The 16,472-nt window shown below is 70.8% G+C and carries 10 protein-coding genes; 1 reads left to right on the top strand and 9 read right to left on the bottom strand.

The features are described 5' to 3' along the window. Nucleotide 1: 1 nt before the first annotated feature. From J7E94_RS17805 to nrdR, 5 genes are all read right to left on the bottom strand, one after another. On the bottom strand, nt 2-1,156 hold the full coding sequence (locus J7E94_RS17805) for a hypothetical protein (protein ID WP_215016488.1): 1,155 nt from the start codon (nt 1,154-1,156) through the stop codon (nt 2-4). 1,160 nt (nt 1,157-2,316) lie between these two features. Then, nucleotides 2,317-2,637 (bottom strand): helix-turn-helix transcriptional regulator, encoded by a 321-nt coding sequence (locus J7E94_RS17810; RefSeq protein WP_215016490.1) that lies wholly within the window; start codon nt 2,635-2,637, stop codon nt 2,317-2,319. After that, nucleotides 2,634-3,716 carry a tyrosine-type recombinase/integrase gene (locus tag J7E94_RS17815; protein ID WP_374224458.1) on the bottom strand — a complete coding sequence of 361 codons (1,083 nt, stop codon included), beginning with the start codon at nt 3,714-3,716 and terminating at the stop codon, nt 2,634-2,636. Before J7E94_RS17815 ends, J7E94_RS17810 begins: the two co-directional genes overlap by 4 nt. A 221-nt stretch (nt 3,717-3,937) precedes the next feature. Next, the gene (locus J7E94_RS17820) at nt 3,938-6,826 is read right to left on the bottom strand and encodes a vitamin B12-dependent ribonucleotide reductase (RefSeq protein ID WP_215016492.1); all 2,889 of its coding nucleotides are present in this window, start codon (nt 6,824-6,826) and stop codon (nt 3,938-3,940) included. Between the two features lie 135 nt (nt 6,827-6,961). Next, nucleotides 6,962-7,474 (bottom strand): transcriptional regulator NrdR, encoded by a 513-nt coding sequence (nrdR, locus tag J7E94_RS17825; protein WP_215016494.1) that lies wholly within the window; start codon nt 7,472-7,474, stop codon nt 6,962-6,964. A gap of 467 nt (nt 7,475-7,941) precedes the next feature. On the opposite strand from nrdR, the gene lexA reads away from it, so the two are divergent. Beyond that, complete coding sequence (gene lexA / locus J7E94_RS17830) at nt 7,942-8,733, top strand: transcriptional repressor LexA (protein ID WP_215016496.1); 792 nt, start codon at nt 7,942-7,944, stop codon at nt 8,731-8,733. A 99-nt stretch (nt 8,734-8,832) separates the two neighbouring features. Here the strand turns inward: lexA and J7E94_RS17835 are convergent, their stop codons facing one another. From J7E94_RS17835 to J7E94_RS17850, 4 genes are all read right to left on the bottom strand, one after another. Next, nucleotides 8,833-10,803, bottom strand: coding sequence for an ATP-dependent DNA helicase (locus J7E94_RS17835; protein ID WP_215016498.1), 1,971 nt, complete (start codon nt 10,801-10,803; stop codon nt 8,833-8,835). A 52-nt stretch (nt 10,804-10,855) separates the two neighbouring features. Further along, nucleotides 10,856-12,730, bottom strand: coding sequence for an IucA/IucC family siderophore biosynthesis protein (locus J7E94_RS17840; protein ID WP_215016500.1), 1,875 nt, complete (start codon nt 12,728-12,730; stop codon nt 10,856-10,858). Between the two features lie 167 nt (nt 12,731-12,897). Continuing rightward, nucleotides 12,898-13,596, bottom strand: a complete 699-nt coding sequence (locus J7E94_RS17845) for a GNAT family N-acetyltransferase (protein ID WP_215016502.1) — start codon at nt 13,594-13,596, stop codon at nt 12,898-12,900. 34 nt (nt 13,597-13,630) lie between these two features. Next, nucleotides 13,631-15,556, bottom strand: coding sequence for an IucA/IucC family siderophore biosynthesis protein (locus J7E94_RS17850; RefSeq protein ID WP_374224459.1), 1,926 nt, complete (start codon nt 15,554-15,556; stop codon nt 13,631-13,633). Between the last annotated feature and the right edge of the window lie 916 nt (nt 15,557-16,472).

Raw genomic sequence — 16,472 nt, forward strand, 5'->3', positions numbered from 1 at the left:
CTTATTCGGGGGGTGCAGTATTCCCGGTGTCCTCGTCCCGGGCGGCGAGGTAGTCGGTCCAGTCGCGCCGGGCGATGTCGGCCCATCGGACCGCGGTGTTGATGTGCAGGCCGAGGGTGTCGGCCAGGATCGCGGGCGGGATGTCCTCGACGAGCGCGACGAGGGCCGCGTTGCGGGCTGGTCGGGCGTCGATCCCGTGTTCCAGCAGCTTGCGGCTGAACCCGGAGGGAGACGCGGGTCTTCCGGGCAGCAGGCCGGGAAAGAGCCAGCATGGTCCCGGCGTATCGGTGTTGATCCTGGAATGCCGGGCTGGATTTTGCGCGAGTTGCCCAAGGAGCTTGGCCAGCTTGGGAGGGACGACCAGCGGGGGTGACCCGACGTTGAGCCGCGTCTGACCTTCGTGCTCATCCAGGTGTCCGGTGTGGAGATGGCGGATGCGTGAGGTCGGCAGGCCGAACAGAAGCACCAAGGCGCCGGCGGCCCGGACGTCCAGCGGCACCGTGGTCTCGTTCAGCAGGTGGTTGAGCTGCTGCCAGCGCTCGTCCTCTTCCAAGATCCGTGCCGGTTCCTGGCGGTGCAGGGCCGGGACGGTCAGCTGCGGCAGGAGCTCGCGGTGGGCAGCCCAGCCCAGGAAGTATCGGATGGAGTAGTTGCGTGTGTTACCGTCCGCGAGCCAGCGTTCAAGGAGGTCCTGTGTGAGGTCTCCGAGCGTGAGGTTGTTCTTGTCCAGCCAGGTCAAGAGCTCCAGCGCGATGCGGATCCGGGTGCGGAGGTAGGACCCTGCCATGGCGGGACGAGCCCGGTGGGCGGCTCGGCGGCGGGCCCGCTTGAGCAGGAACCAGTGGACGAACGGGCGGATGAGGGTGGCATGCTCGGCAGGCTGGTCGGCCAGGAGTTGGTCCAGCCAGGCGGGAATGCGGTCGAGGTCTTCGTGGCGTTCGGGCAGCACGCCGGTGTGGACCAGGGTCTGCCGGATGTAGTGCTCGTAGCGGCTGGGCGGTAGTTCGTCGAGGAGATCGTGGGTGAGCGTCCGGCCGCTCGCGGCGAGTTCGCCCAGCAGGTGTGCGTTCGGGCTCCGCCGGAGCCAGGACAGAACACCCCGCGCGTTCTCGGCCCCGCCCAGGGCCTTGGCCACGGGCTTGAGCTGAGCAGACATCTGGCCGTCCGGGCCGGTCAGATGCTGTTCGAGTCGACGGAGCAGGGTGCACTGCGGGCAGCGTCCGTCGGCGTAGAGACGCCCGCCCTGCCCGCAGCCTGGGCAGATGTAGGCGCCCGCAAGGCCGGAGCAGGGCCCGCAGATCTCCTCACCGTTCTCGGCGTGCGCGATCAGCGGCTGCCTGGTTCCGCAGCGGCCGCACGGACCAGGGCGGTCCAGGATACGGACGTAGCACGCGCCGCAGACCGGGCCCCGGGGCCAGTACGCCTGGATGCGGCGCGTCCGACCGCAGGCTGAGCACGAGCTGGCGCCCCGAGGCCGGCACTGGCGGCAAACGGGCTGGCCTTCGGCATTCCTGGTGCAGGGCCTCTCCAGGCCGCATGCCGAACACAGCTCAGGGCCCGGAGTGTTGCAGGACCAGCAGAGGTCAGGGCTGTTGTAGGTGGGCCGGGCGGCCATCGGACCGACGTTCCCGCATCCGCGGCAGAGCCGGTGCGGCTGGCGTCGGCGCAGGTAGCAGGTTGCGCAGAGTGCCCCGTCTGCACCAAGGGTTTGGGCTCGCCCTGTCCTTCCGCAGGACATGCAGGTGTGCTGGGGCGGCGTCCAGCACCTCTCGCAGAGCGGCAGTCCGTCCTGCCTGCGGGTCACGGGCATGCGGACCCGCCCGCAGTCGGCGCACTCCTCTATGACCTGGGAGTCCTGGCGGTAGCAGGGGAAGCAGATGCCGCCCTCGTCACGGCGGGCGAAGATTCGTGCGGTCCGGCCGCAACGAGCGCAAAGTTTCTTGTTCGCCGGGCTCCGCGCGCTGCATGCCTGGCAGACCCGACCGTCAGGACCGACGCGGGGCAGGTCAACGTCCTTTCGGCCGCAGTCCGAACACCCGGGCTGGACGACGTCGTGATGGCCAGCGTGGTGCAGAGCGCGGGCGAGGCGTACGAACACGGCCGGGCAGCGGGGGTTGCCCGAGGCGAGCGCGTCCGGGTGGTCGTCGAGATACCCGTCGAGGTCCCGCAAGGCGATGCCGCGGTCGGCGCCGACCGATTCCAGCACCGCGGCGGCCTCGGCACGTCCGAGTCCCGGCAGCGCGGCTGTGAGCGTGGCGGCGATGCGTTCTCGGCGTTCCTGCCGTTCTTCGGCCCGGCGCTCGTCACGGGTCCGTTTCACTGGCCTGGTCGGCGGATCGTGGTCCGCCGGACCTGTGGCAAGGGTCGGACGGTGTCGCCGACGGCCTTGCTGACCTGAGCATTGACCGTCTGGACCTCGATCAGGTCGTTCGGGGTGCACTTCAGGATGTCGCAGAGTGCGGCGAGGGTGTCCATCGACAACCGCTGAGGTGGTTGGGTGACGAGCCGGAACACCTGCTCGCGGGAGAGGTGAACACCACGTTCGGCAAGCAGCGGGACCAGGTCCGTGGTCTGGAACATGTCCCGGTCGGCCATGAGCTTGCGCAGGGTCCAGGTGATTCCCATTTTCTTGATCATTCGGTCTCCCAGAGGCCGGGGTGCCTGTCTCGCAGCGCGCGCTGGATCATGCGGTTGCGGTACTCGTCGGACACTCCGGTGTAGATCGCTGTCGTGCTCGCATAGTCGTGGCCAGCCTGCATGGATACGAACTTCTCGGGATAGTCGAACTCCACGAGATGCGTGATGTACGAATGCCGCAGGCAGTGGAGATCCAGCTCCGCCGGCAGGCCGGCGGCGTCCCTGGCCGTGGCGAACGCCTTGTTGACTCCGCGCAGGGACATCCGGCTGGAGCGTTCGGTGACGAACAGCGCTGGGAGCCTGCCGGGCGAGACGGCGGGCCGGACCTCGGTCACCCAGTGGTCCAGCAGGTCCACGATCCAGTCGAACTCTTTCACCGTCAGCACCGTGCGGCGCTTGGGCGGGCTGCCTTTGGACGCCTTGCCGTAGCGGACGTAGAGACCACCGTATTTTCCGTACTGGGGCCTTTTCGGGGCCCGCCGTAGGTCGGCAAGGTCGAGCATCCGGGTCTCATTGCGCCGTGTTCCGAAGGCGTAGATCGTCTTGAGCAGGACGGAGTCCCGCATCGCAGTCAGTGCACCTTTGCGGCCTCGGGTTTTGGCCTCTTCGGCCCGGCCATCGGCGGCGTCGAACAGGGCCTGGATCTCGTCGTAGGTCAACGGCCGCCGGTCGGGCTGGCCTTCGTACTCGGCCAGGTGGGCGACGCGATTGTCCTCGTGGAAGATCTGTTGCGGCACCTGTCCAAACCGCTCCAGACACTCTGCGGCCCAGCCGTAACGGCGGTCGGTGATGAAGCTCATGAACAGGGCGAGCGTGGTCTCGTAGCCCCGGCCGGTCGACATGACGATCGGCCGTTCGCGGTTGGGCGACCGTAGGTGCGAGATGAACGCTTCGCCGTCAGCGGGCTGCCACTGCCACGGGTACTCGTTGGTGAAGTCGACCAACCGCCTCACCATGGCCTCGCGCGGCTTGATCGTCCCTTCCTCGTTCAGGAAGCGGGTGCGTTGCTGACGTGCCCAGCCCTGGAGCATCGCCTCCAGCATCGCGCGGGCCGGGTCGAGATGAGCGACACCGTCCACGAGTTCAAGGCGAGCGGAACCCGCCAAACCACCCACTTGTCCCACGCGAGCCTCCGTTGCATTAGACGCAACATTGTTGAGGCTCTTCCTCCGGCCTGCCACCACTTCGGCAAAAGCCAAAGAGGGGGATCCGGAACGAATCCGAATCCCCCTCGTGACCAGGCACTATGCAGTCTCGCCGATCAGGCGAGTTGCTGCATCAGATGCAACTTGGCCCGAAATCAGCTGCAGCCGCTGGTGGAGCCGCAGCCCTCGCAGATGTAGCAGGAGCCGGCGCGCTGCATCTTCGTGCCGCAGGAGAAGCAGAGCGGGGCGTCAGCAGAGACGCCGAGCTGCATCTCGACCAGTTCGGCGTTGCTGTGCGCCGTCTTAGGGGCCGGGACCTGGACGGCCGCGGCCGGCTTCGGCTCGGACGGCACCGCGGCGAGCGGGGCCGACTGGGCCAGCGACTCGGTGTCCAGCTCGTCCTCGAGGGGCTCGTAGGAGCCGGTCTCCAGGTGGCGCTGGCGCTCCTCGGCGGTGTGGATACCGAGGGCCGAGCGGGTCTCGAAGGGCAGGAAGTCCAGCGCCAGGCGGCGGAAGATGTAGTCCACGATCGACTGCGCCATCCGCACGTCCGGGTCGTCCGTCATGCCGGCCGGCTCGAAGCGCATGTTGGTGAACTTCGAGACGTACGTCTCCAGCGGGACGCCGTACTGCAGACCGACCGAGACGGCGATCGAGAAGGCGTCCATCATGCCCGCGAGGGTCGAGCCCTGCTTGGACATCTTCAGGAAGACCTCGCCCAGACCGTCGTCCGGGTAGGAGTTCGCCGTCATGTAGCCCTCGGCGCCACCCACCGTGAAGGAGGTGGTGATCCCCGGGCGGCCCTTGGGGAGGCGCTTGCGCACCGGGCGGTACTCGATGACCTTCTCGACGGCGGCGCGGATGGTGTCCTCCGCCTTGGCGGTGACCTCCTCCTTCTCCGCTTCCTTCTTCTTCGCGGAGAGGGGCTGGCCGACCTTGCAGTTGTCGCGGTAGATCGCGAGCGCCTTGACGCCCATCTTCCACGCCTCGAAGTAGATCTCCTCGATCTCCTCGACGGTCGCCGTCTCCGGCATGTTGACCGTCTTCGAGATCGCGCCGGAGATCCAGGGCTGGATCGCGGCCATCATGCGGACGTGGCCCATCGCGGAGATGGAGCGCTCGCCCATGGCGCAGTCGAACACCGAGTAGTGCTCGGCCTTCAGGCCCGGGGCGTCGACGACCACGCCGTGCTCGGCGATGTGGGCGACGATCGCCTCGATCTGCTCTTCCTGGTACCCCATGCGGCGCAGGGCCTGCGGGACGGTGCCGTTGACGATCTGCATGGAGCCGCCGCCGACGAGCTTCTTGAACTTGACCAGGGCCAGGTCCGGCTCGACACCGGTGGTGTCGCAGGACATCGCGAGACCGATGGTGCCGGTCGGCGCGAGGACGGAGGCCTGGGAGTTGCGGAAGCCGTTCTTCTCGCCGAGGCGCAGGACGTCCTGCCAGGCCTCGGTGGCCGCCGCCCAGATCGAGTTGTCCAGGTCGTCGGTGCGCGGCGCGACCGCGTTGGCGTCGGTGTGCTGCTTCATGACGCGCTTGTGCGACTCGGCGTTGCGGGCGTAGCCGTCGTACGGGCCGACGATCGCGGCCAGCTCGGCGGAGCGCTTGTACGCGGTACCGGTCATCAGCGAGGTGATCGACGCGGCGAGGGTGCGGCCGCCGTCCGAGTCATACGCGTGGCCGGTGGCCATCAGCAGGGCGCCGAGGTTGGCGTAGCCGATGCCCAGCTGGCGGAAGGCGCGCGTGTTCTCGCCGATCTTCTGCGTCGGGAAGTCGGCGAAGCAGATGGAGATGTCCATCGCGGTGATGACGAGCTCGACGACCTTGGCGAAGCGCTCGGCGTCGAAGGACTGGTTGCCCTTGCCGTCGTCGTCGAGGAACTTCATCAGGTTCAGCGAGGCGAGGTTGCAGGACGTGTTGTCCAGGTGCATGTACTCGCTGCAGGGGTTGGACGCGGTGATGCGGCCGGATTCCGGGCAGGTGTGCCAGTTGTTGATCACACCGTCGTACTGGATGCCCGGGTCGGCACAGGCCCACGCAGCCTCGGCCAGCTTGCGGAAGAGCGCCTTGGCGTCGACCTCCTCGATGACCTCGCCGGTCATGCGGGCACGCAGGCCGAACTTGGTGCCGTTCTCGACGGCCGTCATGAACTCGTCGTTCACGCGGACGGAGTTGTTGGCGTTCTGGTACTGGACGGACGTGATGTCGTCGCCGCCCAGGTCCATGTCGAAGCCCGCGTCGCGCAGGGCGCGGATCTTCTCCTCTTCCTTCACCTTGGTCTCGATGAAGGCCTCGACGTCCGGGTGGTCCACGTCCAGGACGACCATCTTGGCCGCGCGGCGGGTGGCGCCGCCCGACTTGATCGTTCCTGCGGACGCGTCGGCGCCGCGCATGAAGGAGACAGGGCCGGAGGCGTTGCCGCCGGAGGAGAGGAGCTCCTTGGAGGAGCGGATGCGGGAGAGGTTCAGGCCGGCGCCGGAGCCGCCCTTGAAGATCATGCCCTCTTCCTTGTACCAGTCGAGGATCGACTCCATGGAGTCGTCGACGGCCAGGATGAAGCAGGCGGAGACCTGCTGCGGCTGGGGCGTGCCGACGTTGAACCACACCGGGGAGTTGAAGCTGAAGATCTGGTGCAGGAGGGCGTAGGTGAGCTCGTGCTCGAAGATCTCCGCGTCGGCGGGCGACGAGAAGTAGTCGAAGTCCTCGCCGGCCTTCGTGTACGTCTTCACGATCCGGTCGATCAGCTGCTTCAGACCGGTCTCACGCTGCGGGGTGCCGACCGCGCCGCGGAAGTACTTGCTGGTGACGATGTTGACCGCGTTCACCGACCAGAAGTCGGGGAACTCGACGCCACGCTGCTCGAAGTTGACCGAGCCGTCGCGCCAGTTGGTCATGACGACGTCACGGCGCTCCCAGTTCACCTCGTCGTATGGGTGCACGCCGGGGGTGGTGTGGATGCGCTCGATACGCAGGCCGCCCTTGGCTGCCTTGGTCCCCTTGGCGCGGGAACCACGTGCCGAGCTGCTCGCCGTCTCTGTCATGCCGCCTCCCATATGCGGGCAAAAACGCCCTAAAGTGCCAGCGTTATTCCGCGGCACGGTGCTGTGTCTCTGTATCTACGTCTCTTCGCCGTATCGACCGGCCGCTCCGAACGCCGTGCGGAGCGGGCCGTCCGGTCAGTCGGCGGCGGAGGCGGGCACGGGGACGGAACCGGTCCCCCCGGGCTCGCACTCATCAGGGTGAGGCCGCCGCTCGCGCAGTTCCGCGATGGCGGTCTCGAAGTCTTCAAGGGTGTCGAAAGCTTTGTACACGGACGCGAAGCGCAGGTACGCGACCAGGTCGAGCTCCTGCAACGGGCCGAGTATGGCCAGACCCACATCGTGGGTGGTCAGCTCGGCACTCCCGGTGGCGCGCACCGCCTCCTCGACCCGCTGGCCGAGCTTGGCGAGGGCGTCCTCGGTGACCGGCCGCCCCTGGCATGCCTTGCGCACGCCCGAGATGACCTTGGTACGGCTGAAGGGTTCGGTCACCCCGCTGCGCTTGATCACCATCAGCGAGGCCGTCTCCACCGTCGTGAAGCGACGGGAGCAGTCGGGGCACTGACGGCGCCGGCGGATCGACGTGCCGTCGTCCGTGGTGCGGCTGTCGACGACGCGGCTGTCGGGGTGCCTGCAGAAGGGGCAGTGCATGGCTCCCTCACCCTCCCTCTTGGCACGACTGAATCACCTCACAGGGCCCCGGAGCGACAGAGACAGGCTCTGTCGGGGGCTCGTGAAGCAGCCCCAGCATATGCGATGCCGGGACCCTCGGCAGACCGAGGACCACAACTTCTGGGTGGCAGCGCCCATCCAACCACTAGATCTTGGGTTGCGGTGGATTTACGCGGCTCTGCGTGTCGCGGCGTCCGGTAGCCGGATACGAGGCCCTGCGGTGCCACACTGGCCGGTGACCCGGAAGCCGGCGACCCGACCGGGAAGGGTACCGTAAGCAGCGGAGGCCGAGCCGAACCCGCGTTCGGCCGCCCGATCGTCCATACACCTCTCGATGTGCCCACGCCGGACGATCTGCGATTTTTCACTCGAACGTGTGTTTGGCGCAACCTTTCGAAAGCTACTACCGTTGTCCAGCTAGGGAGAACATTTCGAGAGGGGCCGACGTGACCACCACCGCAGACAGTGCCACCATCACTGCCCAGAACCGCTCCCAGAGCCGACTCGAGCCGGTGCATGCCATGAACGACGCAAACCTGAACCCGGAGGCGGAGCCCGTGCGCCCCGCCCGCTCGCTGCCAGGTCGACCTCCAGGCATCCGCGCCGACAGCTCCGGGCTCACGGACCGGCAGCGGAGGGTCATCGAGGTCATTCGCGACTCCGTGCAGCGGCGGGGCTACCCGCCGTCCATGCGGGAGATCGGCCAGGCGGTCGGCCTGTCCAGCACGTCCTCGGTAGCGCACCAGCTGATGGCGCTCGAGCGGAAGGGCTTCCTGCGGCGCGATCCGCACCGCCCCCGGGCCTACGAGGTCCGCGGCTCCGACCAGCCCAGCTCGCAGCCCACGGACACCACCGGCAAGCCCGCCGCCTCCTACGTTCCCCTGGTCGGCCGGATCGCGGCCGGCGGCCCGATCCTCGCCGAGGAGTCGGTCGAGGACGTGTTCCCGCTCCCCCGCCAGCTCGTCGGCGACGGCGAGCTCTTCGTCCTGAAGGTCGTCGGCGACTCGATGATCGAGGCCGCCATCTGTGACGGCGACTGGGTCACGGTCCGCCGTCAGCCGGTCGCGGAGAACGGCGACATCGTCGCCGCCATGCTCGACGGCGAGGCCACCGTCAAGCGCTTCAAGCGCGAGGACGGCCACGTCTGGCTCCTCCCGCACAACTCCGCCTACCAGCCGATCCCCGGCGACGAGGCGACCATCCTCGGCAAGGTCGTCGCGGTACTGCGCCGGGTCTGACCGTCTGGCCCTGCCGCCTCCATCCAGCCCTCGGGACCTACTGCGCCGGTCCCGGGGGCTGTTCTGCGCTCCCGGGACCACGCCCCGTCGGCCTTGGGACTAGGCGCCGTCTGCCTTGGCCTTGGCGTCGATCGCGGCCAGGGAGCGGCGGACCTGGTTGCGGTCCGTGGTGTACCAGAAGTCCGGCAGCGTGGCCCGCAGGAAGCTCCCGTACCGTGCCGTGGCCAGCCGCGGGTCCAGGACCGCGACGACACCCCGGTCGCCCGTGGCCCGGACGAGACGGCCTGCGCCCTGGGCCATCAGCAGGGCGGCGTGCGTGGCCGCGACGGCCATGAAGCCGTTGCCGCCGTGCTCCTCGACCGACTTCTGCCGGGCGCTCATCAGCGGGTCGTCGGGACGCGGGAAGGGGATCCGGTCCATGACCACGAGCTGGCAGCTGGGGCCGGGAACGTCCACGCCCTGCCACAGCGACAGCGTCCCGAACAGGCAGGTCTTCGGGTCGGCGGCGAATGCCTTGATCAGCTCGCCGAGCGTCTCCTCGCCCTGCAGCAGGATGGGGTTGTCGAGCCGGCCGCGCAGCTCTTCGGCGGCCGCCTTGGCGCCGCGCATGGAGGAGAAGAGCCCGAGGGTGCGGCCGCCGGCCGCCTCGATCAGCTCGGCGAGCTCGTCCATCATGTCGCCGCGGGTGCCCTCGCGGCCGGGCGTTGCCAGGTGCTTGGCGACGTAGAGGATGCCCTGCTTCGGATAGTCGAACGGCGAGCCGACGTCCAGGCCCTTCCAGGCCGGTGCGTCGTCTCCCTCGACCCCCTCGGGGGACAGGCCCAGGGAAGCCGCGACCCCGTTGAAGTCGCCGCCGAGCTTGAGGGTCGCGGAGGTCAGGACCACGGAACGGTCCTCGAACAGCTTCTCGCGCAGCAGGCCCGACACCGACAGGGGGGCGACCCGGAGGGTGGCGCCGAAGCGGTCGTGGCGCTCGTACCAGACGACGTCGTACGCGGAGAGGTTGGTGATCCGCTCCGCCACCCCGTGGATGCCCTCCACCGCGGCCAGGGCCTGCTTGCGGACCGCGTCCTCGTCGTGGACGGACTTGTCGCGGGTGGCGCCGATCGCCGAGATCACATTGCGTGCGGCGTCCCGCAGGGCCATCAGCGCGTAGCCGAGGTCCTCGGGGATCTGTTCGAGCCGGCCGGGGAGCGCCAGCTCCATGACCCGCTCGAAGGACTCCGAAGCGGTCTGGAGCGAGTCCGCCGTCTTCTCGTCGACCAGTTTGGCCGCACGCTTCACGGCCCGGTTGACCTGCCCCGGGGTGAGCTCGCCGGTGGCGACCCCGGTCACGCGGGAGACCAGCTCGTGAGCCTCGTCCACGATCAGGACCTCGTGCTGCGGCAGCACCGGGGCGCCCTCGATGGCGTCGATGGCGAGCAGCGCGTGGTTGGTGACGACGACGTCCGCGAGCTTGGCCCGCTCGCGGGCGGCCTCGGCGAAGCACTCGGCCCCGTACGCGCACTTCGTGGCGCCCAGGCACTCGCGGGAGGACACGGAGATCTGCGACCAGGCCTTGTCCGAGACGCCCGGGGTGAGGTCGTCGCGGTCGCCGGTCTCCGTCTCGTCCGCCCAGTCGCGCAGGCGCAGCAGGTCCTTGCCGAGCTTGCTGGTGGGGGTGGCCGCCTCGAACTGGTCGAAGAGGCCCTCCTCCTCGTCCTGCGGCGCGCCCTCGTGCAGGCGGTGCAGGCACAGGTAGTTGGAGCGGCCCTTGAGCATGGCGAACTGCGGGCGGCGGCGCAGCTGCGGATGCAGTGCCTCCACCGTCCGGGGCAGATCGCGCTCGACGAGCTGACGCTGGAGGGCCAGGGTCGCGGTGGCCACGACCACGCGCTCGCCGTGGGCGAGGGCCGGCACCAGGTAGCCGAGGGACTTGCCGGTGCCGGTGCCGGCCTGGATGAGCCGGTGGGAGTTGTCGTCGATCGCTTCGGCGACGGCTTCGGCCATGGCCACCTGGCCGGGGCGCTCCGTGCCGCCGACGGCGGAGACGGCGGCGTGCAGCAGGTCGGGGAGGGAGGGCTTCGTCATAGCACTGCCAACCCTACGGGGCTCCACCGACAGCGACCGCACCGGCGAGGATTCATGGACGGTACAAGGGGTTGGGTACGGTGCCGTGCTGCACGGCGTGCGGGCGGTCGGGGCGGTCGCGGTAGCCGTCCTCGTAGAGCCGGTTCCGGTTCAGGCAGAGCCGCCCGATGTGCTCGCCGAGCAGGTCGAAGATCTCGTAGCGGTCCTTGAGCTCCGGGAAGCGGGCCTGGTGGCGGAGGATCTCCGCCCGTACGAGGCTCCAGAACTCGTCCTCCGGGACGCCGAGGCGGTCCTCGCACAGGGCGGAGAGGTAGCGGAAGACGCCGACGAAGAGCCCGGAGTGGATGAACTGGGGCAGGAAATCGGCGGGCTCGGCGAGCAGGACCGCGCGGACCTCGTCGGGGAGGGATTCCAGCTCGGGGAGCGGTTCGGCGCTGATGTTGATGTCGTCCACGAAGTCCTTGACCGCGAGCCGGACCGGGACCTCGTGCTCGTCGAAGATCACGATGGTGTTCTCGCCGTGCGGGGAGAAGACGGTGCCGTAGCGGTAGAGGAAGTGGAGGAGCGGGGGCAGGAGCGCCGCGAAGAGGCGCTGCAGCCAGACGGCGGGGGCCAGGCCGGACCGGGCGACGAGTTCGGCGGTGAAGGAGCGGCCGCGCGGGTCGGTGTGGAGGAGGGAGGCGAGCGTACGGGCGCGTTCGCCGGGCGCGAGGCGGCCGGTCAGGGGCTCGCGCCAGATCGCGCCGAGGAGTTCCTTGTACTGGTACGGAACCTCGGGGAGCTGGTCGTAGACGGGGTGGCGGATGGTGACGGAGGCGACCTCGCCGAGCAGGATCACGCGGCATTCGTCGCGGAGGAAGGGGTCGCAGTCGCGCAGGGAGTGGATCCAGGCGGTGACGGCGGGGGCGGCGAGGGCGAGGTCGCTGGGCAGGCCGCGCCACACCATGGTGTTGAAGACGGAGAGCGGCAGCTTGACGCTGTGCCGGTCGGGGCGGGTGAGGTTCAGGAAGGTGCGGATCGACTGCTGGGGCAGGCGCAGGTCGGGATCGGCGGGGAGCGGGACGAGGGTGCCGGAGGCGAGGGCGGGGGCGAAGAGGGGGAGGACGACCTCGTCCCACTGCCAGGGGTGGACCGGAAGGTAGAGGTAGCCGAGCGGGTCGAGGCCGCGGTCGCGCAGGGCCTGGTCGAAGGCGGCGCGGGTGACGGGGTCGAGCTCGGCGGAGTAGAGGCGGGCGGGGTCCTCCAGGCCGGCGGTGCCGCGGTAGCTCGCCAGCGAGGTGTGGGCGGCGAGCCAGGGCAGCCGCTGGCGGGTACGGGCCTCGGGGGCCCAGGCCGCGGAGTCGGAGGCGGAGAGTCCGATGCGGCCCTTGTTGAGGACGAGCCAGGGGTGCCCGGTCTGGTGGCCTTCGAGGGCGGCGTAGTCGAGGTCGGCGAGGACGTCTGCGGTGAGCGCGGTGTGGTCGATCCGGGCGTCGGCGGCGAGGGTGGCGCTGAGCTCGCGGACGAGGTGGCCGAGGGTGGGTCCGTCGAGGCGCAGGAGGCCGCGGGAGCGGATGAGGAAGGCGTACGGGTCCCCGAATGCGGTCGGCGGTTCCGTGGCGGGGGCCGGCGGAGTGAGGGTGATGGTGTCCGGGGCGACGTGCCAGCTGCCGTAGGCGCGGCGGCGGGCCCGGAAGCCGAGGCTGCTGCCGTCGTCGAGGGTCAGGGTCCACGCGTCGCCCGGGGCGGCCGGGGCGGCCGCGGCGGCCGGGACGGGGACGGGTTCGACGATCTCCTCGTAGGCGAACTCGGCCAGCATCTTGGCGAGCAGCCGGCGGGCGGCGAAGTCCCAGGTCGCGCTGTTCAGTTCTGGCGGTGTACAGGGGTGCTGGGGCGGCGCGGGCACGGCGGGGTCTGCGGAGTCGGAGGCTGCGGGGAAATTCTGCACGGGACTCCTCGGAGATCGGGAACTTTGCTGCGTGACGCAGAGTTTTCGAAGGGAGAGGTGCGAAGCGAAGCGCGGAGACGCCGAAGACGCGGAGGACGCGAGGAAGCGAGGAAGCGACGACGGGAGGAAGCGTCGGAGAGTGGCGGTCGGGGCGTGTGGGGCGGCAATCAGAGGAGATTGCGCAGCGCCCGCTCCCGGATCATCAGGGCGGCGCGCTTCTCGGGCAGGTCGATTTCCGTGTGACAGCGGAAACCGGAGCTGAGGAAGGCCGATACGGAGGGGGTGTTGCGGATGTCCGGTTCCGCGATGACGCGTGTGCAGCGGGCGCGGTTGTCGAGCACCAGGTCGGCAACGGCGCGCAGCAGTGTGGTGCCCAGGCCCCGGCCGCGGTTCGTGCCGTCTCCGATGAGCAGGTGGATACCCGTGTCGTGGGGGCGCGCCGGGTAGTGGCGGGAGAGCGGGTCGAGGTCGGCCCGGTAGATCTCCCAGTAGCTCATCGGTGTGCCGTCGAGGAGGCCGAGGCAGGGGATGCTGCGGCCGTCCCCGTCGAGCTGCGTCCGTAGGTGGGCGGCGGTGACGGCGGCGGGACCGGCGAGCTCCCAGTAGGCGGCCACCTCGGGATCGTTCATCCAGCCGGTGAGGAGCTCCAGGTCGCGTCCCGGTCGTACGGGTTCGAGGCGGAAGGCTCCGGCAGGGGTGACCGTGCTGCCCCAGTTGGCCGGTGAGTCGAGGAGGTCGGCCTCGGCGAGGAGGGGCAACAGCGCGGCGGTGAGTCGCAGTTCGGCGGTGTCCTCAAAGGCGTGGATCGCGTCGGTGGCGTCGGTGGCGGAGCCGGCGGCATCGGCAGGGGCGTCTGTGGTGGGCATGGGGGGCTCTCTCCTCCGTGTCGGTGCCGACGTGTCAATCGTGAAGGGGGTTGGCGATGGTGACGTAGACGGACTGGGTGTCGACGGGGCCGACGAGTTCGTCGAGGCCGCCCAGGCGGGTGAGCAGGTTCGCCTTGCAGCGCAGGGTGGGCGAGTCGAGCAGCTTGGCGGGGAGCGGGCCGAGGCCCGCGGCCTTGCCGAGGAAGCGGCGGAAGGCGGCGAGGAGGACGCGTTCGTCGGCGAGCCGCTGGGATCCGAAGGCGCCGATCAGGCCGAGCACGTTGTTGATGCCGAGGTAGTAGGCGAAGCGTTCGTCGGTGACGGCGTCGGAGACGAAGGTGTCGCTGGCGCTGCCGATGCCGGGCAGCCGGTGCTCCAGTTCCGCGCGGTGCGATTCGCGGAAGTAGTAGCCCTGGTTGTCGCGGTAGCGGCCGCCGATCGGCCAGCCGGCCGGGTCGAGGAGGACCAGGGTGTTCTGCTGGTGCGATTCGAGGGCGATACCGGCGAGCGCGTCGAAGGCGAGGACCGGCAGGACCACGTGGTCGAGGTAGCGCAGGAACCACTCGGCGGCCACCGCTGAGGTGGTGTGGCCGGTGGCGGCGGCGAGAGCGGTGACGATCTCGGCGAGCCGGGAGCTCATGGTGGTCCGGCCGGGCCAGGGGCGGGGTGCGGTGAGTGCGGCGACGCAGACGGCGTCGTCGCCCGAGCGGAAGGGGTTGTGGCGCAGCAGTGCGTCGAGTCCGGGGACCGGGGTGCCGTCCGGGGAGTCGACGGCGACCCAGGCGGGGTCGCGGACGATGTCGAAGCCGGGGTGGGTCGCCTGCCACTGCTCGGCGAGGCCGGTGCGGAGGAGCCGGTGCACTTCCACTCCGCGGTGGAGCTCCTTGCGGAGGTTCTCGCGGCGGGAGTTGGTGATGCGCAGGCCAAGGGAGAGCTTGAGCATCGCGGGCGCGCCCGGGCGGTGGACGGTGCGGACGGAGGAGGTGGGGTACCAGGGGGCGCCGTACGGGCCCAGGTCGTGCAGGAGTCCCGCGTCGCGAAGGGCGGTGACGGCGGGACGCTGGAGCAGGTCACGGGCCTGCCAGGGGTGAAGGGGAAGGGGGGTGGTGCCTTCGGGGAGCGGGATCCCGGGGGCGAGCCGGCAGAGCAGCTGGGCGGCGGAGACGGGGCGGCCGCGCTCGGTCCAGGCGGAGTCGGTGGCGAGGACGGCAGGGTCGGCGGCGAACCAGTGCAGGGGGAAGGAGCCGTGCAATTCGGGTGAGTAGAGGCGGGCCTCGGCCTCGGAGAGTCCCTCGCGGCTCTTCGGGTCGGGCTGGAGGGGGTGTCCGAGGAGGAGGGACTGCTCGGCGGTCAGAAAGCGGTCCACACCGATGCGGGCGGGGGCGGCCGGGCGATGGCGCCGGTCGGCGATGAACTCGGCGGTGCGGCGTGCCGAGTCGGCGACCCGGGCGACGAGATCGGCGCTGCCGTGGCCGTTGGCGGGGGCCGTGCGGGTGCCCTCGCGGGCGAGCAGGGCGGCGAGGGTGACGGCGTCCACGGCCGGGGCGGTGACGGGTGCTCCGGCCAGCCGGGCGGGGCCGAAGCGGTGCCAGCCGGCCAAGGACCAGTGGCGGACGGCGACGAGCAGGGCTGCGCCGGATGCGGGGAGGGGGATGCGCAGCAGGGTCCCGGCGGGCCCGTCGGGACGGCGGATGCGGGCTTCGCGGATCCAGCACCGCAGCAGGTTCTCGACCGCCGCGGCGTCGGCGGCGACGGCCGCGTCGGGGTGGTCCAGGAAGTCGGGCAGCGCGTCCGGTCCCGGCCCGGCGGTTCCGCCCCAGGCCGACCGGGGTCTGGGCGTGCCGTCCTTCTGCCGCGGCACCGTTGCGGCGGCCCCGACCCCGGTCGCGGCGACGGCCGGCTGCGGCTGCGCCCGTTCCGGCGCTCCGGGGCAGGGTTCGGCGGGGTCGCCGTGAGGCACGCCGGCCCCGGCCGCCTGCCCCGGTTCCGTCCCCCGGGGCAGGCCGGAGGGAGCCGCCACCGTCCAGGCCGGGGGCGGTGGGGGAGCCTCCCCGCCACCGGCAGCGGGGGCGGCGGCCGGGCCGTGCTGCGGCTGCGCACGTCCCGGAGCATCGGAGCGGAGCTCGGCGGCCCGCTCCCGGTCTGCGGGATCGTCCTGGGGACCGCCGGCCCCGGCCGCCGCGGGTGGTTCCGTACCCCCAGGCAGTCCCGACGAAGCCCCGGGCATCCGAGCCGGGGGTGCGGGGGGCTGGGCCCCCCGCACGGGCTTGGCAAACGCCACGTCCGCGGCTGCGCCGGCCTCCGGTCCCGGGGCGATCGGCCGGGGCCTAGCCGCGATGTCCGGGACCGGCTGGTCGGCGGGCTCGGCCGCCGGCAGCGGCCGGAGCCCGGGTAGCGGCTGGGGAGCTGGCGCCGGCAGCGGCCAGAGCCCGGGCCGCGTGTCCGGAAGGACTGCCCGATCACCGTCCGCGGCAGACGGGCGATGGCCAGCCGGGGCGTCCGGTAGCGCCTGCGGAGCGGGCGCGCGCGCCGGGAGCGGCTGGAGGCCGGGCTGCGGGGCTGGCTGGGCCGCCGGATCGCTGCCAGGAGCCGGCAGGCGATGGTCGGCCCCGGTGTCCGGGAGCGGCTGGAGGTCGGGCGCGGCGTCCGGCAGCAGCCCCTGGTCGGCCCCGGTGTCCGGGAGCGGCTGGAGGTCGGGCGCGGCGTCCGGCAGCAGCCCCTGGTCGGCCCCGGTGTCCGGTAGCGGCTGGAGGTCGGGCGCGGCGTCCGGCAGCAGCCCCTGGTCGGCCCCGGTAGGCGGGAGCGGCTGGAGGTCGGGCGCGGCGTCCGGCAGCAGCCCCTGGGCGGCCCCGGTAGGCGGGAGCGGCTGGAGGTCG

Origin of the sequence: Streptomyces sp. ISL-94, from assembly GCF_018614075.1 — a bacterium.
GTDB lineage: Bacteria > Actinomycetota > Actinomycetes > Streptomycetales > Streptomycetaceae > Streptomyces.